The following is a 22,471-nucleotide window of genomic DNA, read 5'->3' on the forward strand; positions in this document are numbered from 1 at the left end:
TGTTACGCTTCTTGATATTCATATTTTTTTAGTAAATTTAATTCATCTTCATCTCTTGCGCCAAGAGTAAGAGTTATATCACATTCATACTCTTTTGTAAGAGCTTCCAATTGATCTAAAAATGCTATTGCAGTTTCAAGATGTTTAGCATTTAAAATTTCTAAAATATCATCAATGTATATTTGGTTAATATCATAGTTTCCGGCTATTAAACCACATAAAAATCCGAAAAACATTTCAGGAGATGCTACATGAAATTCAGATGTGTTAATAAATCTGATTTGTGTCATTACTTCTCTTGAATGGTTAAGTGAAGAATCAATATAAACTTGAAGTCCTTTTGCTTCTTTGTTTTCACTGTTAGCTAATTCAATAAGTTTTTGTGTTTTTCCAGTGCCTTCAGCACCACCGATAATTCTAACCATTTTAATCACCTCGTACGTCATTTTTTATTTTAATTTATTATACAACATTTTAATCAAAATGTGAAGAGCATTTGTAACACAAATTAATTTACTGCCTTATATAAATAAGCAAATAAAAAGACTATTTATATTTATATTTTTCATAATTTTATTTTTAATTCACAAAAAAGAAACAATAAAAAAAGTGCATACGCACTTTTTTTATTTTAGTTTATTTAAACTTTCTCTTACTTCGTTAAGTAATGCTTCATATTTTTTATATTTTTCTTTTTCACCTTCAACTACTTTTGCGGGAGCTTTATCTACAAAGTTTTTATTTGAAAGTTTCTTATCAAGTCTTTCTATTTCACCAATAAGTTTATTTTCTTCCTTTTGAAGTCTTTCAATTTCTTTGTCTTTATCTACAAGTTCTCCCATAGGTATATAGATTTTACCGCCGCTTGACACAACACTTAAACTTTCTTCTTTGTCATATTCGCTATCAATAAAACTTATATCTTTAAAGCCTGCAAGTTTACATAATATATCTTTACTTGATGCAAAAACATTTTCCATGTCTTTATCATTTGCAAAAATATAACCGTCAGTTTTCTTTGAAGGTGGTATGTTCATATTAGCTCTCGCATTTCTTACAGCTCTTAAAGCTTCAACAATAATGCTTATATCATTTTCTTCTTTTGAGAAATTATATTCTTCTCTATATTCAGGATATTTTTCTCCAATAACCATTCCGTTCTTTCCTGGCATGAAAGAGTAAATATGTTCTGTAATGAAAGGCATATATGGATGTAACATTTTGATTATATCCATAAATACATGGTTTAGAGTATACTGTGTATTAAATCTGTCATTTACATTTTCAGAATTTAATCTTGGTTTTGCAAATTCAATGTATAAGTCACAGAATTCATTCCAAATAAATGTATATAGTTTTTCTGCTGCAATACCAAATTCATATTTTTCAATATTTGCAGTAACTTCTTTAACAATTTGATTCTTTCTTGAAATTATCCATTTATCTGTATCATGAAGTGTATCAAAATCAACTTCTTTTTCTACGTCAAAATCTTCAAGGTTCATAAGAATAAATCTTGCGGCATTGTTAATTTTATTTGCAAAGTTTCTGTTTGCTTCAACTTTACTTTCTTGCCATCTTGTATCATTTCCGGCTTTATTTCCTGTTACAAGAGAGAAACGAAGTACATCTGCACCATATTTATCTATTACTTCAAGTGGATCAATACCATTTCCAAGAGATTTACTCATTTTTCTGCCTTGTGAATCTCTAACCAAACCATGAATATATACATGATGGAAAGGTGGTTTACCCATTTGTTCTATTCCGGAAAATACCATTCTTGCTACCCAGAAGAAAATAATATCAAAACCTGTTACCAAAACATCATTTGGATAGAATTTTTCAAGGTCTTTGGTATTTTCAGGCCAGCCTAAAGTAGAAAATGGCCATAAAGCAGAAGAGAACCATGTATCAAGTGCATCTTCATCTTGTTTTAATTTAGAGCATCCACATTTTGGACATTTTTCAGGTGCATTTTTGCTTACTACCATTTCACCACATTCTTCACAGTAATATGCAGGAATTCTATGTCCCCACCATAACTGTCTTGAAATACACCAGTCTTTAATATTTTCCATCCAATTAAAGTATATCTTTTTAAATCTGTCAGGAACAAATTGTACTTCGGCATTTTTAACAACGTCAATAGCAGGTTTAGCAAGTGGTTCCATTTTTACAAACCATTGAAGTGAAGTTAAAGGCTCAACTGTTGTTCCACATCTGTAACATGTTCCAACATTATGCATATGATCTTCTATTTTTTCTAATAAACCGGCTTCTTTTAAATCTTCTACAATTTGTTTTCTTGCTTCCTTAGTTGTTAAACCTTGATATTTTCCCCCAAGTTCATTTATTGTTCCGTCATCATTAAATACTCTTATTTGTTCAAGATTATGTCTTAAGCCTACTTCAAAGTCGTTAGGGTCATGACAAGGTGTAATTTTTACACAACCTGTACCAAATTCTTTATCTACATAATCATCAAATACAATAGGAATTTCTTTGTTTACAAGAGGTAAAATCAAAGTTTTACCTTTAAGGTGAGTATATCTTTCATCATCGGGATTAATCGCAACAGCACTATCCCCTAACATTGTTTCAGGTCTTGTTGTTGCAATTACAACATACTCATCACTATCTTTAATAGGATATTTTATATGCCATAAATGACCTTTTTGTTCTTCATATTCAACTTCTGCGTCACTTAAAGCAGTTCTACAGCTTGGACACCAGTTTATTATTCTGTTTCCTCTATATATTAAGCCTTTTTCATAAAGTCTTACGAAAGTTTCTTTTACGGCTTCGCTTACACCTTCATCCATAGTAAATCTTTCTCTTGACCAATCACATGAAGCACCAAGTTTTCTTACTTGATTTGCTATTTCTTTTCTGTAAGTTTTGGCCCAGTCCCAAGCTTCTTCTAGGAATGCTTCCCTGCCTAAATCTTGTTTTGTTTTTCCTGTCTCTTCCTTGATTTTATCAACAACCTTTACTTCTGTTGCAATACTCGCATGATCTTCACCAGGCAGCCATAATGCGGCAAAACCTTTCATTCTTTTATATCTTATAAGAATGTCTTGTAAAGTATCATCAAAAGCATGCCCTATATGAAGTTTTCCGGTAATGTTAGGAGGAGGCATAATTATGGTAAAAGGCTTTCCGTCTTTGTTTATTTCCGGTTTAAAATATCCACCTTTTTCCCATTTTTCATATATTTCCCCTTCTATTTTTGAAGGGTTATATTGTTTTTCCAATGTTTTATCACTCATTTTACAACCTCATTTTTTTATTTATTAAGCTCCAAAAACTTTTATAAATGTAGCCATTATTACCATTAGTCCCATAGGAATGGCAAATAAAGCCAATATTTTAAAATATCTTTCATCAGGGTCTACATGATCAAGACGTCTTACGAAAAAAGCGCCTAAACAAACCATCAAAACACCGATTAATCTAACTATCCATATTTTCATTTTGACACCTCTAAAAATTTACAAATTATAAAATTTATGATAACAAATATAGCTTTTTTTGTCAATGAATTAGCCCTATAGACCTTATAAACATTACACATTAAACAAAAATAAAATATAGAAAATAAATATGTAAAATATAATTAAATTTTATAAAAAAAAGACTTCAAACTTATGAAGTCTTCTCATTAATCGTCAAACTCTTTTGAATAATTGTAATCAACTTTTATTAATTTTCCACCAAGTTTCTTTTTGTTAAGTTTATCCTTAACATATAAATACGTTCCAAAGGCTCCAATTATCATTACAGAACCAACTACAGATGCTAAAATAATTTTTCCGGTATTGTTCTTTTCCATTGTTCGATCCTCTCTTAAAATTTATATTATAATTATACATCACATAAGATAAAAATTCAAACATTTAATCCAATTCTAATACTAATTTAAGAGTAGTTATCCCCAAAAAAGTAGCTATATCATCTATATTTTTAATTCTTTTCACTTTAATTTCCATTGGTTCATATTCTTTTAAAAATACAGATGAAAAACTTCTTTGTACACATACAATAGGCTTATCATTTTCCATTTCGTCAATACTGGAAACATTAACTGTAGATTTTTCATCAAGACCATATGATATTGTTTTTATATTAAAATGCCTTATATTTATATTACTGGCAGAATTAACTATTAATATATCAGACAAGTTTAAAGCTTTGCACAAATTTAGTATTTTATCCTTTTTTGATATTTTATCTACCAACGTTATCTTAAACTTTACATTTTTACTATCTTTACAAAAATGTTCATGTTCTAATATATTTTTTAATGATATTTTTTTATCCATAAAAGAATAAACCTTTATTCTTTCCCCGTTAAGTTCAATACATAATTCTTCCAAATCAATTCTCCTGATTTTAATAATATTATCTTTTCAATTATGTACGTTTATTATTCAAAAAAATAAAAAAACCATATCAAAAGATATGGTAAATGGGCAAAAAAATGGTGACCCATCGGAGATTCGAACTCCGGACACCTTGATTAAAAGTCAAGTGCTCTGCCAACTGAGCTAATGGGTCACTTAATATTTGACAGCTTAATTAGTATACTAAAACATTATAAATTTGTCAATACTAAATTTTAAATTTATTTATATAATTTTCAATCACTTTTGACAAAAAAATGGTGACCCATCGGAGATTCGAACTCCGGACACCTTGATTAAAAGTCAAGTGCTCTGCCAACTGAGCTAATGGGTCACTTAATTAATCTGACAGCTTAATTAGTATACTAAAACATACAAATATTGTCAATACTTTTTTATTTTTTTTATAAAATTTTTATTTATATATATTATTTTACTAAAATGTCGAGTTTTATTCATATATTTATTATCTTTTAAGAATCCCTGTTATTTTGTACATTTAAGCATTATATGACTTCTCTCATTAAAACATTTTATTTATTATTAATTTATAAAAAAGTTTATAAACCTATGGAAATCAAAATAATAATTATTATAATTTATATAAATAAAAGGAGAAAGATATGAATTATTTAAAATATAGAGAACATAAGGGAAAAGAATATTTTGATTTTCCAAATGACTACTGCGTAATCGATATTGAAACCACAGGGCTTGACTCTGAATATAATGAAATAATAGAAATAGGTGCACTTAAAATAAGAGCAACTAAGATAAGTGATGAATTTTCAATTTTGGTAAAACCTCAAAAAGAAACTATTTCTGAACAAATACAAGAGCTAACAGGTATTGATAACGAAATGATTAAAGATGCTGCTAACATAAAAGATGCAATACTTAAGTTTAATGATTTCGTTGGAAAAGATATTTTAGTCGGACAAAACGTTAATTTTGATATAAATTTCTTATATGATAATTATGAAAAAAATACAAATTTTTATCTTAGTAATGATTATGTAGACTTACTTAAAATATCAAGAAAAATAAGTCCTGAATTTGAAAATCATAAACTTGAAACAATACTAAAAAAATTAAATATACAAAGAGACCAAAAGCATAGAGCCTTATCTGACTGTATAGACACATATCACTGTTTTGAAAAATACAGAAATATTATTTTAGAACAATATGGTGATATAAATATGTATAAAATGATTTTTAACTTATAAAAAAGAACATACATATGTATGTTCTTTTATTTATAAATTTACTTTTTAAAAATAATCGTTAATATTATTGTTTACATCATTCATATCGCTCATCGCATCGGAAAATAATTCATCCATAGCAGAATTCATATTATCTATATTCCAAACACCATCTTCTTTACTCATAATAAAAGTAACAGTTTTTTCAACAGAAGTGTCTTTTTGTGCAGCATCGTTTATTTCATTTGTAAAATTATCCATTATTTTATTTGTTATATCACTTGTTGAAGCCGATAAATTATTTTTAAACCATGAAATGGTGTCTTTAACTGCTTGCTCATAGATGTTTCCAAAATCAACCATATAGAATGTAACTTTTCCTGTAGCCGTATCTCCGTTTTCTTCAACACTTACTACTTTATAATCAAGATTTTTATAAAGAGCCAACATAAATTCATCTAAACCACTTGATTTAAAATATTGGAAATCATCTCCTAAAAATTCTTTATAATCTTCATCAACTTCTTCCCCGTTTATATATTTTTCCAATACTTTATCTTCATCCTTACAGCACATAACATCCAAGTACGATGTTAAAGACTCCTCTGCACTTGGTCCTCCACAACCTGTAAATCCGAACATAATAAAAATCGCCATAATTAGTGCCATTATCTTTTTCATAATTTCCACCTTCTTTCTTATACTTTAATTGTAAATATTATAACACAATAAATTTAAACGTTACCAAATTATATTATTTTTTTACAAATATTTATAATATTTTATATTTTTATAAAGTTTTTTCCTTTTTATGTTACAATTATAAAAACGTCTACAGGGGTATAAAAATGATAAATAATGTAATAAAAGTTATAGAAGATTATTTAAATAAAAAAACAGAAAAAAATATTTTCAAAAATAAAATACACAAACTAATAGACAAAAATCAAGAAACATTATACAAAGAAGATGAAGAAATTGCGGATTTAATAACATACGAACTTATAGAAATATGCAACAAAGACATTGAAGACGATGATAAATTCAAAGAAGAAATAAGTGCAATATTTGAAGAAATAAAAATCATAATAGAATTATAAAAAGAGAATGCAATAACATTCTCTTTTTTACTCATACAAACTTCCACCGATAAATTCTTTTAACAATGATACCCCGGGAATAAACTCTTCAGATTGTATCTCTTTAAACAAAGATAAAAAATCAATAAGGTGTTTTGCTTCGTAATAATATTTATTATTTTGTTTTATCTGTGATAAAAGAGGAAGAGCATATTTTTTAAGTACAGGAATTTCATAAATTAAAGTTGAATTAATTATATAATCAGCCTCTTCTCTATAAGGAACAATGTTTATCTTTTCTCCTTCCCTTACATCTTCCCACATGCTTATAGTATCACAAGCACTGTTACCTCTAAAATGTGCATCTCTTACAATTCTTCTTAACATTCTTATTTTTGATGTTGTAATCCTATTATATTGGTCTATTCCCATAACTGTTAACGGTGCAATATATATTTTAAATTTTTTGCTTTCTACAATATCTAAGGTAAGACGTTCATTAAGTCCATGAATACCCTCAATAATAATTGGATTATGCTCGTCAACTTTTATTTTTCTTCCAATTTTTCTTCTTTTCCCGCTTTTAAAATCAAATACAGGTATACTAACCTCTTCTCCCCTTATAAGTCTTATTAAATGTTCATTAAATAAAGGGATATCAATTGCTTCTATTGATTCATAAAGAGGTTTACCCTCTTCATCTCTTGGTGTAAATTCTCTATCTAAAAAATAATCATCAAGTCCTATTGTAACAGGACTTAAGCCTCTTGCCATAAGATGCGTTTTAAGCCTTTTTGAAGTGGTTGTTTTACCTGAAGAAGATGGTCCTGCTATTAATATAATTCTTTTTTCATTTTTTGAAGTAATAATTTTATCGGCAGCTTTAGCAATTAAATATTCGTGTCTTGCCTCACTTGCCAAAATAAGTTCTTCGCATTCTCCGTCTTCTATCTTTTTATTTAAAGATGCAATATTTATTACATTAACATCTTTTAACCATTTATCAAATGCTTCATACTCCTTAAATAATTTAGGATTATCATAAAATTTATGAAGCTTATTAGGATGAAGTTTATCGCATCCAAGCAAAACTGCCCCATGATTGTATTTTATTATATCAAAAACCTTCAAATATCCCGTAGATGGTAATAAATCACCATAGAAATACCCATAACAATCACCTAACTCATACAAGGTCAAAAGACTTTTATCATCCAAATAGTCAACGACTTCTTTATTTGTTAAAAAAATATTTTTATTTATTGATTCTTTCATTTCCTCTTTTGTAGTTTTTAATTTCACAATAGGAAGATTTAAATCTATAAATTCTCTCATTTTTTCTTTTAGCTTTAAAATATCATCTTCAGATAAATCACTTTCATCTTTATATTCAAAAAAAATACCGCCTCCAATAGAATATCCTATGGAAACCTCTCTACTTTTAAAAACTTTTTTTGAGCTTACAGCAAGTAAAAACAGTAAAGTTTTTTCATAAATTTTTTTACCTAAAAACGTGTTAAGATAAACAAAATTAAAATCACAATCTTCTTTAAAATGATAATTCAAACTTTCAACTTCATTATTAACAAGACCCCCCACAATCAAGTCTTTTTTTTCACTTAAACTAGCAAGGTCTTTAATGGTTATGTCTTCTTTTATATTTAAAATTTTTTTATTATCAAATTTTATCCTTATCATATCACTTCTCCTTTAACTGCAAATATTTGCTTATTCCTTCAAGATAATGAATAGGATATTTATGATCTAAATATACCTTCAATTCCTTATTAAACGCATCATAGGGTATAGATTTTCTTCCACCATTCATTGCATTATTATAATACTTTATTAGGGTTTTTATATCTAAAATAAAATATTCATCAAAAATTTTAAAATGGACAAGTAAGAATGCAATGCCGCCTTGCATATCAAACTTATCCATAAATTTCACTTGATGTTCATGTATATTTGCAATGGGAAGACTTTTCCCAGATATTTCTTTTGCATCGAAGCAAACAGGTATACCTTGAATATTACCTATATAATCAACTGTACTTTTTTCATCAAAATAAGCAAGAGATATTACGCCTCGTTCATTATCAAGCCTAACAGGCTTTATTGCCGTAGGAATCTTTTGAACGACAGCCAAATCATCATCAAAATATATCTTATTGGTTCTGTTTATTAAATCCTCGAATTCGCTTCCTCGAAGACCTCTGCTTTCCCAGTACCCCATTTTCTCTCCTTGTTAATTATAATTTTTCGTTATTTCTTCTTTTTACTCTTATATTCTTTCTTTCTTTTTTTCTCTTCTTATATTTTTTCTGCTTATAAATATATACCCCTAAAGACACAAAAACAGCTAAAATTAGTATCCCGCCAATAAAATATGAAAATACAATTGCAGTATTATTCGTACTATCCTCTTGATTTTGTACTTGTGTATTTTCAGTATTTTGTGTATTTGAAGTTGTAGTTTTTTCTTCTTGTTTAGTTATAGTTGTAAGTTCTGTTTGTGTTGGAATATATACATCAGTTATCTCATAAGACTCAATTATTTTATTTATTGTAGATTTATTTTCTGACATATCAGCCATATATGAATCTATTTGTAGAATATAAAGCCCCCCATTATTAACAGTAAGATAATATTCACCTTCACTTTTTACGCTTTTGCCTTCATAAGAGCATTTCCATGCAGGTATCCCGCTAATGGTAGTTTTACTTATCTTATAATTATAACTGCTTTTAGCATCGTCTAATATATCTTTAAAATAATTATTTATATAATCTTCACTATTCCAAGTATCTTTTACAAAATCACTTTCTATATAAACTTGTTTTCTAAGTAACTCTTTATTAGATAATTTATTACTTTTTAAAACCTCCTCATATACATCACCATATGAAATTCTAACCGTTAAATTAAAATTTACAGGAAATTCTCTTGCATTTTCACTTATTTTTTCCATATCACTTTTTGCAGAAGAAGGAATTTTAAAACTCATATGTAAATCTTCATTTGAATAGGAAACAAATTTTTCTGCACCTAAAATATATGGTGTTACTATACTTAATATCATAAAAAAAACTAACAAGCCTACAATTATTCTTGCAATTAATTGTCTGGTTTTAGATTTCATATTACCCTCCTAATAGATACTATTGATAATGATATCATATTTATTTTTTTTTATCAATAATATCAATATTGATTAATATATAGAATAAATCATATAATAAAAAGCAATAATTTTAAATATAAACAATATATTTTTTTTAATTTTCAGTTTAAATTCAATTTTTGTTTTAGATAATTTTAAATTTAGTTTTCCCTAAACAAATTTCTAACAAATCAATCTTTCCCAATAAAACAAAAAAGCTACAATCCTTTAAATAAAAGGACTGTAGCTATGTAAAAAGAAATTATGGATTTTATTCCCAAGGTTTCAAAACAACTTTAATAGCTTCACCTGTTTTAACTAAGTCGATACCTTTTTTGATATCTCTTAAAGGAATAACGTGTGTGATAAATTTAGTAGCATCAATTTTACCTGTTGTGATAAGTTCGATAGCTTTTCTAAATACTGATGGAGCATAAGCATATCCACCGTATAATACTAATTCTTGGTAGTGAATTAAGTTAGAGTCAAAAGCTACGTGGCAGTTATCTTTTGGTAGACCACCGAATAAAATAACTTTTCCTCTTGGTTTTAATAAATGAGTAGCTTCAACTTGAACAGAACCTACTGGGCAAGCTGTAATAACAACGTCTGCACCGATACCATCTGTTTCTTGCATAACGAAATCATGTAAATCACCTGCAACTGGGTTTACGAAATCATCAGTTGTTGAGAATCTTGTTGCCATATCAAGTCTATGTTCGCTTGGTTCTGAAATAATAACTTTTTTAGCTCCTCTTGCTTTTGCAACTGCACTATGTAAGTTTCCTAAAGGACCGGCACCGATAACAACAACAACATCGCCTTCTTTAACATTAGCAAAATCTTGTGTAGAGTAAACACTTGATAATGTTTCAGCTAAAGGAATTAAGTCTAAGTTAAATCCTTCTGGAACTTCTACGATACCATCATCTGTACAACAATCAGCTGGGATTGGAACGTATTGAGCATATCCACCAGGCATTTCTGAACCTAAAAGTTTTTTGTTGATACAATGGTTTTGTAAACCATTTTTACAGAAATAACATTCACCGCAAAGTTTGATAAGTGGATTTAGAACTACTCTTTCTCCTGCTGGATATTTTTCATTATCACTTTTTTCAATAACACCTGCAACTTCATGACCTAAAATATGAGGAGGTGTAACATCTTTATGACCAGAACCAAATGTTCTAATATCTGATCCACAAAGACCTACTGCTTCAACCTTTACTAAAATACCACCTTCTGGACATTCAGGTGTTTCAACGTTTTCTAAACCAAAATCATTTGGTCCTCTAAATACGACTGCTTCCATTATAATATTCTCCTTAAAATTAATTTTTTTATTTGTTTTATTTTTTTTGTTGAATTGATTATAACACAAAGTCAAGCAGAATAAAATATATAAATTAAAACTTTTGTAACTTGATAAGGTTTACATTTTAATTTTTTAATTTTAGCATGTTACAAATGTCACATTTTGCATTTTTTAAGGAGGTAAATAAAATAAATGTTAAAAAAAATCTGGTATTTCCTTATTCTATTTTCGGTAATATTTGGAATTTTTACAGGTAAAACAGAAAATATCGCAAATGCATTTTCAAGTGCAGGACAAGATTGCGTAAAAATATGTTTTTCTCTAATTGGAACAATGTGTTTTTGGAGTGGAATGATGGAAATAATAACAAAAAGCAAATTAACAGATAAAATAAATACTGTTTTCAATCCACTTATCAATCTATTATTTAATGACATAAAGAAAGATAAAGAAGCTTCAAATGCCGTTATTTTAAACCTTTCCGCAAATTTTTTAGGTCTTGGCAATGCTGCCACACCTCTTGGAATAGATGCAATACACAAAATGAATAAACTTAATACAAAAAAAGATACCCTAAGCGATGATATGATTATGTTCTTGATTTTAAACACAACATGCCTACAACTTCTCCCAACCTCTATATTTGCTTATAGAATTTCATTTGGCTCAAAAAATCCAACCATAGTATTTCTTCCTATTTTGATTTCAACACTATTTACAACTATTATCGGTATTGTTCTTGCGAAATTATTTAAAAGAGGCAGAAAATGTTAAATTTCATATCTTCTTTTGTAATTATTTCAATAATTTTAGGTGTTTTAACCTATGGAATGGTAAAAAATATTGATATTTATGCGACATTTGTAATAGGTGCAAAAAAGGGGCTAAAAACCACTTTAAACATTTTTCCGTTCCTTTTGACATTCATAATAAGCGTAAATATTTTTAAAGAAAGCGGGCTAAGCGATTTTTTAATTTCTATTCTTTCCCCTATTTGCAATATATTCCATTTTAAAAGTGAGTTACTACCTTTGATGATATTTAGACCAATTTCAGGCTCAGGAGCCAGTGCAATTCTTTGCGATATATTTAAAGTATACACTCCCGATTCTTTTATCGGACTTACCGCAAGTATAATGATGGGTTCTACTGAAACAACTTTATATGTTTTAAATGTATATTTGTCAAATGAAAAAATAATAAATCTAAGATATGCACTTAAAGCATGTCTTCTTGCGGATTTTTTTGGATTTTTAATGGCTTATATTATATCTTTATTGTTTTTTACATAAATATTTTTTTAGTTTTTTTAAAGAAAATTAACAACATATTAACAAAAATTAACATTCTCTTAAGTTACGTTTTTAAGGCTTTTTTTATGATATATTGTGTTTAAAGAAATTAAAAATTAAATTACATATCATATAAAAAGAGAGGGAAAAAATGAATACATTAATTTTAACAGCTCGCTTCGGAATGGGACATATATCCGCAGCAAAGGCAATAGAGGAAGAACTTAAATTAAAAAATAATAATTCCAATGTTTACATTGTTGATGTAGTAGATTATCTTTTCCCATCATGGGCAAATTTAATTTACTCAGGATTCAATCATCTTACAAGCAAGTTTTCAACAGTATATAACTTTTTTAATAAAACAGCGGGAAATTATAATGAAACAATACCATTAAAAAAAGCGCTTGTTAAAAAATTAGATAGATTAATAGAAGAATATAATGCAGATGTAATTATCTCAACAATACCAATTGCATCAAAATATATATCTTTATATAAAGAAACAAAAAATATAAATATACCTTTATATACATATATAACAGATATATCAGCACATAACGAATGGTTAGGCAAAGGAACAAATTTATATTTTGTGGGAAGTAAAGAAACTAAAATCGAATTAATTGGAAAAGGTGTTGAAGAAGAAAAAATACTAATTTCCGGTATACCTGTAAAACAATCATTCAAAAACCTAAAAATAATTAAAGGAAAAAAACAAAAAGAATTATTAATTATGGGTGGCGGACTTGGATTAATACCTGGAATAGAAGATATTTTAAAAACTTTTAACGAAAACGACTCTATCAATGTCACATTAATATGCGGAAAAAATAAAGAAATGTTTAATAAGATGAAAGAAAAATTTCCTAATATTAATGTAGTGGGATTTACAAATGATGTTCATAAATATATGAATAAAGCTGACCTAATAATAACAAAATCAGGTGGAATAACAACATTTGAAGCAATTCATGCACTTTGTCCTTTATATATAATACATCCTTTCTTAATGCAAGAAGTTGGAAATGCTTTATATATAGAAAAAAATAATATTGGAATGATCAAATGGAAGAAAAAAGAAAACATATCAAAAGATGTAATAGAGTTAATCAATGATGAAAAAAGATTAAATCAAATGAAAGAAAACATGAGAAGAATAAAAAATGAAACTCAAAACGATTATTTAGAAACTATTATATCTGCTTAAAGGTGAAAGACATATGAAAATTTTATTTTATATTATATTAATATTTATATCATTAATTATTTTATACGGAATAATTCCAACTTATGTTTATAAGATAAAACATAAAATAGAAAAAAAGAATATAACAAATAATGGTAAAAACATATACCTTACATTCGATGACGGCCCAGATCCAAAATATACTTTGGAACTTCTTGATATATTAAAAGAAAATGACATCAAAGCATCCTTTTTTGTGGTAGGTGAATTTGCAAAAAATAATTCTGACATAATAAAAAGAATGCAAGAAGAAGGGCATAAAATAGGACTTCATTGGTATGAACATAAAAGCGCACTCATACAACATCCTCTAAAAACCAAAACGAACTTTCAAAAAGGAATAAATACCTTAAATAATCTAGGCGTAAAAGACCCAAGTTTCAGACCTCCCTGGGGACAATTCAACTGGGTAATGATATACCTTATGAAGTCCTATAATTTAAAACCTTTCCTTTGGGATGTCATGGCAGAAGATTGGCAAAAAAACACGACAAGTGAAATAATAAAAAACAAACTTGAAAAAAGAGTAAAAAACAATGATATTATATGTCTCCATGACGGACGCGGCAGAGATGATGCTCCAAAAAGAACAATTGAAGCATTAAAAGAAATTCTTCCAAAATGGAAAAATGAAGGATACATTTTTAAAACAACCGGAGAATAAAATGAAGGATAATAAAATAAAAAATATTTTTAAATCTACAATATTTTTTGTAGTAATGCTTATTCTTACGTCTTATATGTTGTTTAAAGATTCAAATTTAACATCTATAATTGAGACTATTGAAGACGTAAATACAAACTATATACTACTTGCCATTATGGCGATGTGTGTATTTATAACCTGTGAAGGAATAAACATACTTAGAAATTTAAATATACTGGGATATAATGTAGGACTTATAAAAGGAATAAAATATGCCCTTGTAGGCTTTTTCTTTAGTTCAATTACCCCATCAGCATCAGGTGGACAACCTATGCAGGTTTATTTTATGAAAAAAGATAACATAGAAATATCACACAGTATAGTAGCTTTACTTATAGAACTTGCAAGTTTTCAAATCAATACTGTAATTATTTCTCTTCTTGGTTTTTTCCTTAATATGAATTTCTTTATGGAAAAAATAGGAAGCATAAAATATCTTTTATTTATAGGAATTACAATAAACATAATTGCATTTTTATTTATATTATGTGCACTTTTTAATAGAAGATTAATGGAGAAATTATTAAATTTTGCAACAAAAATTTTAACAAAACTAAAATACAAAAATATTGAAGGATTTAAAGAAAAATCAAAAGAACAACTTGAAGAATACGCAAGCGGTGCAAAATACATAAAAAACAACAAAAAAGCACTTATAAAAACTTTAATGATTACATTTATACAACTAACAGCAATGTATTCTGTAACATTCTTTGTATATAAATCTTTTGGACTTTCACAGTTTAATTTTATACAAATAATATCAATACAAGCTGTACTTTATTCATCTGTTATGGCTCTTCCATTACCGGGTGGAGTGGGTGCAAGTGAAGGAGGATTTTTATCACTATTCAAATACATTTTCCCTCTTACACTTACAAGCCCTGCAATGTTACTTTCAAGAGGGATAAACTTCTACTTATTCGTTCTTGTTTCAGGACTGGCAATAATGTTTTTTCAACTTATTTATATTAAAAACTCCAACATGAGCAAGGAAACCGCATAAGGGTTTCCTTGATTTTTTTACTAATTTGACATTTTTTTTTCTATTTCTTTTATTCTAATCTGTTTTTTTATTGCTTCATTATCAAGAGAATTAATATCTTTATCAAAAGCTATTCCAAGCCTTGAGCAACGCTCATATTGTTTAACTTGATTATCATATTCAACAAACCACTCATAAATACTATTTAATTCATTAAAAAGTTCTTCTTTGTTTACTTTTTCTTTTATTTTACTTAAATCTTTAACTAAAATATTATTATCAAGATAATAAGCATAATAGAATTCATCAAAATCTGAAGGAATTTCTCCGTTAAACGCAACACCACCATCTATTCCTCCAAGTGTAGAAAATCCTACAACATAATTATTATCATCATATTTTATTTCCATCATCTATATCACCCCATAAATTTCTGAAATTACTATATTATTTACATAAGCATGTGAACTTGCATTATGACCTGTTGACCTCGCATAAACTACATTTATTATATGACCGCTCCCACTTTCACTTATAGTTGAACCAAAATGGTAAGTTACGGAAGAAGGTGAATCTGAAGCATACCCACCGATACCTCTTAAGTAAGAACCTTTTCTTATACCTAATATGGCAGTACCATAGTCTTTTAATACTATCATATATAATCTATATCTTGTGAGTCCTGTTATTACACCTGTTTTTTGTCCAGAAGTTATACTACCTTTAAATAAAGCTGTTATACTTGTTGTAAGTTCTTTACTTCCATAAAAAATAGGTTTATTGAATACAAATTTTTTATTTTGATCATCATAATACATTACTGAAACATCTTCTATAGCATCTTTAATACCAAAACCCGTATTACTATCCCCATTTCCACCATATAATGCCATATGATGTTTATTTTGTGCAATATCAGCATTATTAAAATGCAAATATCTTACATTTGCAGTTCTTTTATCACCACCCATATATACATTATTTGATAAATATGTAGTTGCAAGCCCTACATCAAAATTATCTTCAACTTCCGAACTTTTTCCTATTGCAACACCTTTTCCACCTGATTTTAAATCAACAGTAACAAATTCAGTCTTTAAAATAAAAGGAACTTCCATAGAAGACGCAAAGTCATTAAAAATAGCTCTAATAATAAAAGTTTTATTTGGAGAAAAATCCCCATATTCTTTTGGTATATTAATATTTATTACTGAATTACTGCTATCAACTACAACATTCTTTTGCACTCCTTCAACTATACCATTATCTTTATTACTATCTCCTATTGACACCTCACCTTTAAAAAACTCAATATCTTTTTCTTCGTTTGGTGTTTTGGAATATAATATATAATTAATTTTATTCTTATTACCAACCGATGCAAAATCAGCATTAAAACTTACAATAAGAGAATTACCACTACTCTCTTCAGCTCTTTTTACATTAAAATTGGAAATATTTAAATTGCTGTAAGGATATACAGCTATTGTTGAGTTTAAAGCTGTACTTTCATACCCTCTGCTGTCTACAACGCTGGTTAAAATTTTTATTCCTTCCCCACTACTTGGAAGTGCAATCCCTTTTATATGTGAAGAAGTTGAAGAATAAGCTTTCCCTCCAACATTAACCTTATATGTCTTTATCGTAGAATTATTTTTTCCAACAGCCGTTATTAAAGAATCAATAGTACTAACATTTTGAACCAAAAGACCTTCAAGAGTACTATTACCTGTTATCTCATTACTTGAAACGGTAGGCTTAAATGTATCAGTATTTGGAACTTTTACAGTTAAATTAACATACTTACTTCCTATATTTGTACTACCATTGTATGTAGTACATGTTATTTTCATTGTTGCCGAAGTAGCCGAAGTAATATAATCTGCCAAAGAAGTATCTAAACTTAAAGATGTGCTGCTTCCAACATTACTTATAGTCTTTGAATAACTTCCCATTGCACATACTATTTTATGCGTAAAAGAACTACTCTTTCTATTTGTATAAATTGTAACACTACTTCCTACATTTACTGATGATGCACTAAGTGTAGGAGTAGAAGCTCTTGGGATAGTCGCAAGTTTATAACTTCCCGATAAACTTCCTGTTCCAAGACTTATACCCGTTGGATGAGATGCACTAACCGATACGGTCTTTGTTCCATCTGCGTTATGTGCTATCGTTTTTGTTACAGAAAATAATTTATTATAAGTTCCTGTTCCCTTACTTCTAAAATCAAAACTTACGGATTTTGTATATTTAACTCCGTTAATTTTATAAGTAAATGTTTGAGAGTTTAAATTGTAACTTTGAGAGTTAGCGCTTGCTTTATACATTCCAAAAGTAAAAGTAACACTTGAACTGTTGTTTGTAACACTTTGAGAGTTTGTAGAACAAGTTACATATAAATCATAACTACTTGAAGCATAATTTCCTTTTATTGTTGCCATTATTCTTCTCCTCCTTGTAAATATGTTATTGTGAGATTTCCTTCGCTTCCGTCAAACATGAAATCTCCTATTCTTAAATTTTTATTTATATTTGCCATTGAAGTTTCAAGCCCCATTGTATTTATCTTAGTTGAAACATTTTCTCCAACCTTAAAATCAATATTTCCGTTTGCTAAATATATACTCGCTCCTGTTTGAGTTTCTTCTAAAGAATCAGTATTTTCACCATCTAAATTAGTTTCTGTTAAAGAGAAACTTTGAACAACAGGATTATTTTCTTTTACTTCATCGCTTGATTCAACATTTATCCATTTTGCATTTATCCCAACAGTACTTATGTAATTTGCAATAAACGAACCTTCATCACTTAAACCAAAGGACCAAATCGGCTCTTCATCGTTGTAATTATTTGTCCATCTAAAACCATTCCCCGAAAGTTCATATACAATATTACTTTCTTTTAATGTTTCTTTATTGTGATAATAATAAACAACACTGCCGTCATCATATCGTTTAGATGTAGAATAAAGCCCAAGCATTGCTCCTGGTATTTTATTTAAAGCAAGTATGTCTTTTTCTCTTTTTGAAAGCTCTTTTTTAAGTTCTTCCTTAACATTGCTTATTATGTTAGATTCATGCTTTGTAAGAGGATTTGCTGAAGCATAACTAGCTTTTTGCTCTGTTGTCCCCTTTGCTTCAATTTCAGAAGAGCCATTCAAATTAAAAGTATGGTGTGTAACAATACTTTCAAACCCATTGCCCATATTATCTGTAAAAACTATTTTTGCAAGAGGCCATAAAAACGGAAGTGATATCGTTGTAGCTTTAAAAGGTAGATAGTTTATTACTTTCATATTAGAAAGACCATTTATAACCTTGTTTACATATGTTTCATCATATGATATTACCTCTTCTTCATCATCTGTAAAATCTAATGAGCCATCTTCACCACCAGAAACATCACCCTCATCTGGTGTATCTTCTTTGTTTTCAAATATTTCAGGTGATGTAATAAGCTCATTTCCCTCAATAGTATAAGAAAGAAGAGTATTAACACTTTCATCTCCTTTGTTTTCTTCACCTTCAATCTCACTTGTATCAGATGGTAAAGTATATTCATTTGTAAGCTTAACTTCTTTTGTTACATTACCGTCTTTACTGTTTACAACAAGTTTATTTAATGTAAGAGATGTGTTTGAGTATTCTGATGAATATCTGATATTTGGCGTAATATTAAAAACTTCTGTTGTATTTGGCACAAAGAAATAATCATAGAATTCTAATTTCAAATTCCCCTCTGCATCCATATATGCACAACTTCCTGTTATCTCACAAATCCATTGTAAAATCTGTCTACAGGTTATTTCTTCTCCCTCCGGATAAGAACTTGGGACATAATCAAGATTAGGTAAATCAAGATTTATAAAATATTCATCAGGTGAAATATCATTTACGCATTTTGAAAAAATAGCATAAAGTATCTGCCTAATGTTCATACCTTTAGGATATATGGAAAAATCAAATACTTTATCAAAAGCCACCAAACCGTCAAGAGCAGTAAGTTCTACGGTTGTTTGATTTTTAACCTGTTCATCTACCATAAATACACCCATTGGAATATATGAAATAAGCCCGTCATCTGTTTTAACTTTTAACCTTACATAAAGTTTTGCACCGTTAAAATCAACATCATCAAAATTTCCTTTGTGGTTATCCAAAGTCATTTTTAATTCTGCCGCTATGGCACTGCCAATTTCTATGTTATCCCCACTTGCAACATATCTATCAATAGAAAAAGAACCTGCAATAATATTTTTTTCTGTTATATTCATTGAAGTTTCTTCATTTTTTACAGTTTCTTCAGTAAGTAATTCTGTATTACCATTTTCGGAAGTATCTATCGGTGGTAAATTAACTGCCGATGAAAAAAAGACAGAGATATCAACTCCCTGTCTTGTATTTTCCATTACTTTATCAAATGTTTTCCTATCAATTTTATATGACATCTTTAAACCTCCTCACTTGGAACTTCACCATTATCTTCGTTTTCAACCTCTTCAAAATCTGTATTGGCTTTTCTTTGAGATAGTGTAAGAGAAAAGCCATCCCAAAATCCAAGTGCACCATTATAAAGAGGCACGCTTGTTTCACCAAGATAAAATTCATCTATTAAATATGCGTTTTTCTTTGGATCAAAATAACATATTGTTACATATTCATCCGAAAAATTATTAAGAACAATGCTTAAGTCGTTACTGCTCATTGCCCTGTATGAAACCGATAATTCAACATATTCACCAAGCTTCATTTTATTATAAGTAGTATCTTCCGTTCTTCCGCTGTCAGAAGATAAAAGCTCTTTTAATGCACAACTGTAAGATGAAGGGCAAACCTGTAAATCAATGTATTTTATCATTTTAACGCCTTCTTTATCGTACGTATCAACTATTAAAAAAGGAAGGGGATTTTTTATCTTTTCAAGCCCTTCCTTTATATAATTATTAAATTCTTCATATGTTTTTTCAATTATAACTTTTTCCATTTTTATACCCCCAATGCAATAATAGTTTTACCGTCTCTTCTGTTTCTTCTTTCGATAGCTGTAATAATATCTTGAGATTTCACTCTGCCGTTATTATCAACTATTTGAATTGTCCAATCTCCTCCGACCATATTTGAGCCAAAAGCAGCGCTTACAGCAGAATATACACCTTTTGAAACAGATGCAACAATTTGGTCATTGTTCATGACAGCTGTTTTTCCGTTAAATGAGCCTACAAGTTCAGGTCCTGCCTCTCTTGCTATAAACATTTGTCCCGCATCAACAATACCGCCTTTTGCAAGTCTTGGTAAAGAAACTCTTGCTATTACGGGAATTTCTACCCCAGGTATTTTATTTATTAATCTGATTGCTCCATTTATGGCACCGATAAACCCATTAATAATACCGCTTGCAAAACTTATAACTGCATTAACCACAGACTTAAAAGCTCCTGATATTCCATTACCTATTGCAGTACCAATTTTACTGAACATGCTTTTTATATTGCTCCAGATATTGCTAAAAAACTTTACACATCCGGAAAATGCGTTTTTAATTCCATTCCAAGCACTTTTAAATATGCTTCCAAACCATGAGCCGACTTTTGAAAATACATTCTTTATTCCACTCCATACGTTCGAGAAAAACTCACCAACAAAGGAAAATGCATTTTTAATTGCTTCCCAGCCTGTTGAGAATACATTTCCAAAGAATTCAGCCACAACAGAGAAAATACCGCAGATAACTTCCCATGCCATGGAGAAGATTGAACCTACAAACTCAAGCCCAGCAGAGAATATACCGCATATACCTTCCCATAATGAACTTAAACCTTTTTGAATCATTTCTCCGTTACCTGTAAATAATCCAACAATTATATCAAAAACACCTTTTACAATTTCAACGGCTCCTGAAATTAATTCTGAAATAAAATCAAAAAATCCTGTTACATATTCTGTTATCATTGGTCCATATTCTTCCCATAATTCAATTAATACATCAAAAAGTCCAACAATAATTTCAGATATTAATCCAACTGCTTCTGTAATAGACTCTATTAGCCCTTCAATTCCGGAACAAACCCCCTCTACAAATGGAGTCATTTCGTCTCCTTCTCCACCAAATATAGCTTCTTTAAACTCCGTAAAGGCTAATATTGCAGGCTCAAAAGCATCTTTAACACCATTCCATGCCGTTGTAATTTTATCTCTAAACTCTTCATTAGACTTCATTAGTTCTTTAAATATAGCAATAAGAGAAACAACTGTTGCAACAATCAAGGCAATAGCAGCAACTATCCCTCCTGACAAAAGAGAACCCGCCATGGAACCAATCTTACTTGCATTTGCTGTAAGTGCATTTCCTGCTGCGCTCATTTTATCTGATACTAAATTTGGAAGCCCCTTTATTCCGTCTTTAATGCTTTTAAAACTAACATTAGATATTGATTCTTTAAATCCTTTTATGTTTTCTACAGAATCATTTCCAAAATCTTTAATTTTTTCTTTAAACGACAAAAAATTATTTTTCCCTTTACTTACAAAATCCGAAAATGATACTTTACTGTTATTTAATTCTCCTTTAAAATCTTTTAAATATTTTCCGGCTTTAATTGTTCCGTCTGATACTGCATTTGAAAAAGATTTTATAGCCTCACTCTTATTTACACTTGAATATAAATCTTTTATTGTATTTTTTATACTTTTAACCGCATTAATACCTTCTGATACAGAAGTTACAATGTCTCCCATACCTCCAATAAAAGATCCAAAACTTACCAAACAATTATCCACGGCTCCCGTTAATACTCCCACATTATTTTGAAGCTGTGTTATATTATCTGCCAATGTTGTAATATTTTTTGTCATATTTCCAATATTTTTATTTGCCATTTTTTTCTCCTTTCTATTTTTCATTTTGGCTAAAAAAATAATTATTTAATTTATTCTTTCAATTCAACCACCCCCTTTCAAAATTCGTAATAAAAAAGCACCAAACTCTCGTTTGATGTTTTTAGCTAATTTTATATTTTATAATCCTAATTCTTCAAAACTGTATTTTGAAAATGTTTCTAT

22 protein-coding genes and 2 tRNA genes are annotated in these 22,471 nt (G+C 28.7%); 7 read left to right on the forward strand and 17 right to left on the reverse strand.

Features of this window, described 5'->3' with window-relative positions:
- Window positions 1–2 precede the first annotated feature (2 nt).
- The 7 genes from FGQ49_RS03320 to FGQ49_RS03350 all read right to left on the reverse strand — a co-directional run bounded on the left by FGQ49_RS03320 (window position 3) and on the right by FGQ49_RS03350 (window position 4,740).
- A complete protein-coding gene (locus tag FGQ49_RS03320) occupies window positions 3–425 on the reverse strand; it encodes a hypothetical protein (RefSeq protein ID WP_138268496.1) in 423 nt (140 codons plus the stop codon).
- 201 nt (window positions 426–626) lie between these two features.
- Window positions 627–3,272: a valine--tRNA ligase gene (locus FGQ49_RS03325; protein ID WP_138268497.1), complete on the reverse strand. Its 2,646-nt coding sequence runs from the start codon at window positions 3,270–3,272 to the stop codon at window positions 627–629.
- 24 nt (window positions 3,273–3,296) lie between these two features.
- The gene (locus tag FGQ49_RS03330; protein WP_138268498.1) at window positions 3,297–3,476 is read right to left on the reverse strand and encodes a hypothetical protein; all 180 of its coding nucleotides are present in this window, start codon (window positions 3,474–3,476) and stop codon (window positions 3,297–3,299) included.
- Between the two features lie 188 nt (window positions 3,477–3,664).
- Window positions 3,665–3,835, reverse strand: a complete 171-nt coding sequence (locus tag FGQ49_RS03335) for a stress-responsive transcriptional regulator PspC (RefSeq protein WP_138268499.1) — start codon at window positions 3,833–3,835, stop codon at window positions 3,665–3,667.
- A 64-nt stretch (window positions 3,836–3,899) separates the two neighbouring features.
- Window positions 3,900–4,379, reverse strand: coding sequence for a hypothetical protein (locus FGQ49_RS03340; RefSeq protein ID WP_138268500.1), 480 nt, complete (start codon window positions 4,377–4,379; stop codon window positions 3,900–3,902).
- Window positions 4,380–4,484: 105 nt separating this feature from the next.
- Window positions 4,485–4,560 (reverse strand) — tRNA-Lys (locus tag FGQ49_RS03345).
- A 104-nt stretch (window positions 4,561–4,664) separates the two neighbouring features.
- Window positions 4,665–4,740, reverse strand: a tRNA-Lys gene (locus FGQ49_RS03350).
- A gap of 289 nt (window positions 4,741–5,029) precedes the next feature.
- Between FGQ49_RS03350 and FGQ49_RS03355 the strand changes: the two genes are divergently transcribed.
- Window positions 5,030–5,635 (forward strand): 3'-5' exonuclease, encoded by a 606-nt coding sequence (locus FGQ49_RS03355; RefSeq protein WP_138268501.1) that lies wholly within the window; start codon window positions 5,030–5,032, stop codon window positions 5,633–5,635.
- 45 nt (window positions 5,636–5,680) lie between these two features.
- On the opposite strand, the gene FGQ49_RS03360 is transcribed toward FGQ49_RS03355, so the two are convergent.
- Entirely contained in the window at window positions 5,681–6,295 is a 615-nt protein-coding gene (locus FGQ49_RS03360) for a DUF5105 domain-containing protein (protein ID WP_138268502.1), read from the reverse strand.
- Window positions 6,296–6,462: 167 nt separating this feature from the next.
- On the opposite strand from FGQ49_RS03360, the gene FGQ49_RS03365 reads away from it, so the two are divergent.
- The gene (locus tag FGQ49_RS03365; protein ID WP_138268503.1) at window positions 6,463–6,714 is read left to right on the forward strand and encodes a hypothetical protein; all 252 of its coding nucleotides are present in this window, start codon (window positions 6,463–6,465) and stop codon (window positions 6,712–6,714) included.
- Window positions 6,715–6,741: 27 nt separating this feature from the next.
- Here FGQ49_RS03365 and FGQ49_RS03370 read toward each other — a convergent pair whose 3' ends face one another.
- From FGQ49_RS03370 to FGQ49_RS03385, 4 genes are all read right to left on the reverse strand, one after another.
- A complete protein-coding gene (locus FGQ49_RS03370) occupies window positions 6,742–8,391 on the reverse strand; it encodes a nucleoside kinase (protein ID WP_138268504.1) in 1,650 nt (549 codons plus the stop codon).
- Between the two features lies 1 nt (window position 8,392).
- Complete coding sequence (locus tag FGQ49_RS03375) at window positions 8,393–8,929, reverse strand: Holliday junction resolvase RecU (protein WP_138268505.1); 537 nt, start codon at window positions 8,927–8,929, stop codon at window positions 8,393–8,395.
- A gap of 16 nt (window positions 8,930–8,945) precedes the next feature.
- Complete coding sequence (locus tag FGQ49_RS03380; RefSeq protein ID WP_138268506.1) at window positions 8,946–9,836, reverse strand: hypothetical protein; 891 nt, start codon at window positions 9,834–9,836, stop codon at window positions 8,946–8,948.
- A gap of 292 nt (window positions 9,837–10,128) precedes the next feature.
- Window positions 10,129–11,172, reverse strand: a complete 1,044-nt coding sequence (locus FGQ49_RS03385) for an alcohol dehydrogenase catalytic domain-containing protein (RefSeq protein ID WP_138268507.1) — start codon at window positions 11,170–11,172, stop codon at window positions 10,129–10,131.
- Window positions 11,173–11,367: 195 nt separating this feature from the next.
- Between FGQ49_RS03385 and FGQ49_RS03390 the strand changes: the two genes are divergently transcribed.
- The 5 genes from FGQ49_RS03390 (at window position 11,368) to FGQ49_RS03410 (ending at window position 15,428) form a co-directional block, all read left to right on the forward strand.
- Window positions 11,368–11,949 (forward strand): nucleoside recognition domain-containing protein, encoded by a 582-nt coding sequence (locus FGQ49_RS03390; protein ID WP_138268508.1) that lies wholly within the window; start codon window positions 11,368–11,370, stop codon window positions 11,947–11,949.
- The gene (locus tag FGQ49_RS03395; RefSeq protein WP_138268509.1) at window positions 11,943–12,467 is read left to right on the forward strand and encodes a nucleoside recognition domain-containing protein; all 525 of its coding nucleotides are present in this window, start codon (window positions 11,943–11,945) and stop codon (window positions 12,465–12,467) included. The genes FGQ49_RS03390 and FGQ49_RS03395 overlap by 7 nt, the downstream gene beginning before the upstream one ends.
- Before the next feature lie 151 nt (window positions 12,468–12,618).
- Complete coding sequence (locus tag FGQ49_RS03400) at window positions 12,619–13,677, forward strand: MGDG synthase family glycosyltransferase (RefSeq protein WP_243112212.1); 1,059 nt, start codon at window positions 12,619–12,621, stop codon at window positions 13,675–13,677.
- A 13-nt stretch (window positions 13,678–13,690) separates the two neighbouring features.
- Window positions 13,691–14,380: a polysaccharide deacetylase family protein gene (locus tag FGQ49_RS03405; RefSeq protein ID WP_171020570.1), complete on the forward strand. Its 690-nt coding sequence runs from the start codon at window positions 13,691–13,693 to the stop codon at window positions 14,378–14,380.
- 1 nt (window position 14,381) lies between these two features.
- On the forward strand, window positions 14,382–15,428 hold the full coding sequence (locus FGQ49_RS03410; RefSeq protein ID WP_138268510.1) for a lysylphosphatidylglycerol synthase transmembrane domain-containing protein: 1,047 nt from the start codon (window positions 14,382–14,384) through the stop codon (window positions 15,426–15,428).
- A 20-nt stretch (window positions 15,429–15,448) separates the two neighbouring features.
- On the opposite strand, the gene FGQ49_RS03415 is transcribed toward FGQ49_RS03410, so the two are convergent.
- From FGQ49_RS03415 to FGQ49_RS03435, 5 genes are read right to left on the reverse strand one after another with little or no spacing between them, the layout of a single operon-like run.
- Entirely contained in the window at window positions 15,449–15,820 is a 372-nt protein-coding gene (locus FGQ49_RS03415) for a DUF2977 domain-containing protein (protein WP_138268511.1), read from the reverse strand.
- Window positions 15,821–17,854, reverse strand: a complete 2,034-nt coding sequence (locus tag FGQ49_RS03420) for a DUF859 family phage minor structural protein (protein WP_138268512.1) — start codon at window positions 17,852–17,854, stop codon at window positions 15,821–15,823.
- Complete coding sequence (locus FGQ49_RS03425; RefSeq protein WP_138268513.1) at window positions 17,854–19,860, reverse strand: hypothetical protein; 2,007 nt, start codon at window positions 19,858–19,860, stop codon at window positions 17,854–17,856. Before FGQ49_RS03425 ends, FGQ49_RS03420 begins: the two co-directional genes overlap by 1 nt.
- A 2-nt stretch (window positions 19,861–19,862) precedes the next feature.
- Window positions 19,863–20,396, reverse strand: coding sequence for a hypothetical protein (locus FGQ49_RS03430; protein WP_138268514.1), 534 nt, complete (start codon window positions 20,394–20,396; stop codon window positions 19,863–19,865).
- A gap of 2 nt (window positions 20,397–20,398) precedes the next feature.
- Entirely contained in the window at window positions 20,399–22,288 is a 1,890-nt protein-coding gene (locus FGQ49_RS03435; RefSeq protein ID WP_138268515.1) for a hypothetical protein, read from the reverse strand.
- Window positions 22,289–22,471 lie beyond the last annotated feature (183 nt).

The sequence above is a fragment of the Anaerofustis stercorihominis genome, assembly GCF_005844425.1.
In the GTDB taxonomy this organism is placed as follows: domain Bacteria; phylum Bacillota; class Clostridia; order Eubacteriales; family Anaerofustaceae; genus Anaerofustis; species Anaerofustis butyriciformans.

Bases quoted from the DNA above. Each gene is read 5' to 3' on its own strand.
- FGQ49_RS03415 (WP_138268511.1), bottom strand. From the start codon at position 15,820: ATGATGGAAATAAAATATGATGATAATAATTATGTTGTAGGATTTTCT.
- FGQ49_RS03410 (WP_138268510.1), top strand. From the start codon at position 14,382: ATGAAGGATAATAAAATAAAAAATATTTTTAAATCTACAATATTTTTT.
- FGQ49_RS03375 (WP_138268505.1), bottom strand. From the start codon at position 8,929: ATGGGGTACTGGGAAAGCAGAGGTCTTCGAGGAAGCGAATTCGAGGAT.
- FGQ49_RS03385 (WP_138268507.1), bottom strand. From the start codon at position 11,172: ATGGAAGCAGTCGTATTTAGAGGACCAAATGATTTTGGTTTAGAAAAC.
- FGQ49_RS03425 (WP_138268513.1), bottom strand. From the start codon at position 19,860: ATGTCATATAAAATTGATAGGAAAACATTTGATAAAGTAATGGAAAAT.
- FGQ49_RS03335 (WP_138268499.1), bottom strand. From the start codon at position 3,835: ATGGAAAAGAACAATACCGGAAAAATTATTTTAGCATCTGTAGTTGGT.
- FGQ49_RS03330 (WP_138268498.1), bottom strand. From the start codon at position 3,476: ATGAAAATATGGATAGTTAGATTAATCGGTGTTTTGATGGTTTGTTTA.
- FGQ49_RS03380 (WP_138268506.1), bottom strand. From the start codon at position 9,836: ATGAAATCTAAAACCAGACAATTAATTGCAAGAATAATTGTAGGCTTG.
- FGQ49_RS03405 (WP_171020570.1), top strand. From the start codon at position 13,691: ATGAAAATTTTATTTTATATTATATTAATATTTATATCATTAATTATT.
- FGQ49_RS03435 (WP_138268515.1), bottom strand. From the start codon at position 22,288: ATGGCAAATAAAAATATTGGAAATATGACAAAAAATATTACAACATTG.
- FGQ49_RS03365 (WP_138268503.1), top strand. From the start codon at position 6,463: ATGATAAATAATGTAATAAAAGTTATAGAAGATTATTTAAATAAAAAA.
- FGQ49_RS03400 (WP_243112212.1), top strand. From the start codon at position 12,619: ATGAATACATTAATTTTAACAGCTCGCTTCGGAATGGGACATATATCC.
- FGQ49_RS03395 (WP_138268509.1), top strand. From the start codon at position 11,943: ATGTTAAATTTCATATCTTCTTTTGTAATTATTTCAATAATTTTAGGT.
- FGQ49_RS03355 (WP_138268501.1), top strand. From the start codon at position 5,030: ATGAATTATTTAAAATATAGAGAACATAAGGGAAAAGAATATTTTGAT.
- FGQ49_RS03420 (WP_138268512.1), bottom strand. From the start codon at position 17,854: ATGGCAACAATAAAAGGAAATTATGCTTCAAGTAGTTATGATTTATAT.
- FGQ49_RS03320 (WP_138268496.1), bottom strand. From the start codon at position 425: ATGGTTAGAATTATCGGTGGTGCTGAAGGCACTGGAAAAACACAAAAA.
- FGQ49_RS03360 (WP_138268502.1), bottom strand. From the start codon at position 6,295: ATGAAAAAGATAATGGCACTAATTATGGCGATTTTTATTATGTTCGGA.
- FGQ49_RS03370 (WP_138268504.1), bottom strand. From the start codon at position 8,391: ATGATAAGGATAAAATTTGATAATAAAAAAATTTTAAATATAAAAGAA.
- FGQ49_RS03390 (WP_138268508.1), top strand. From the start codon at position 11,368: ATGTTAAAAAAAATCTGGTATTTCCTTATTCTATTTTCGGTAATATTT.
- FGQ49_RS03325 (WP_138268497.1), bottom strand. From the start codon at position 3,272: ATGAGTGATAAAACATTGGAAAAACAATATAACCCTTCAAAAATAGAA.
- FGQ49_RS03430 (WP_138268514.1), bottom strand. From the start codon at position 20,396: ATGGAAAAAGTTATAATTGAAAAAACATATGAAGAATTTAATAATTAT.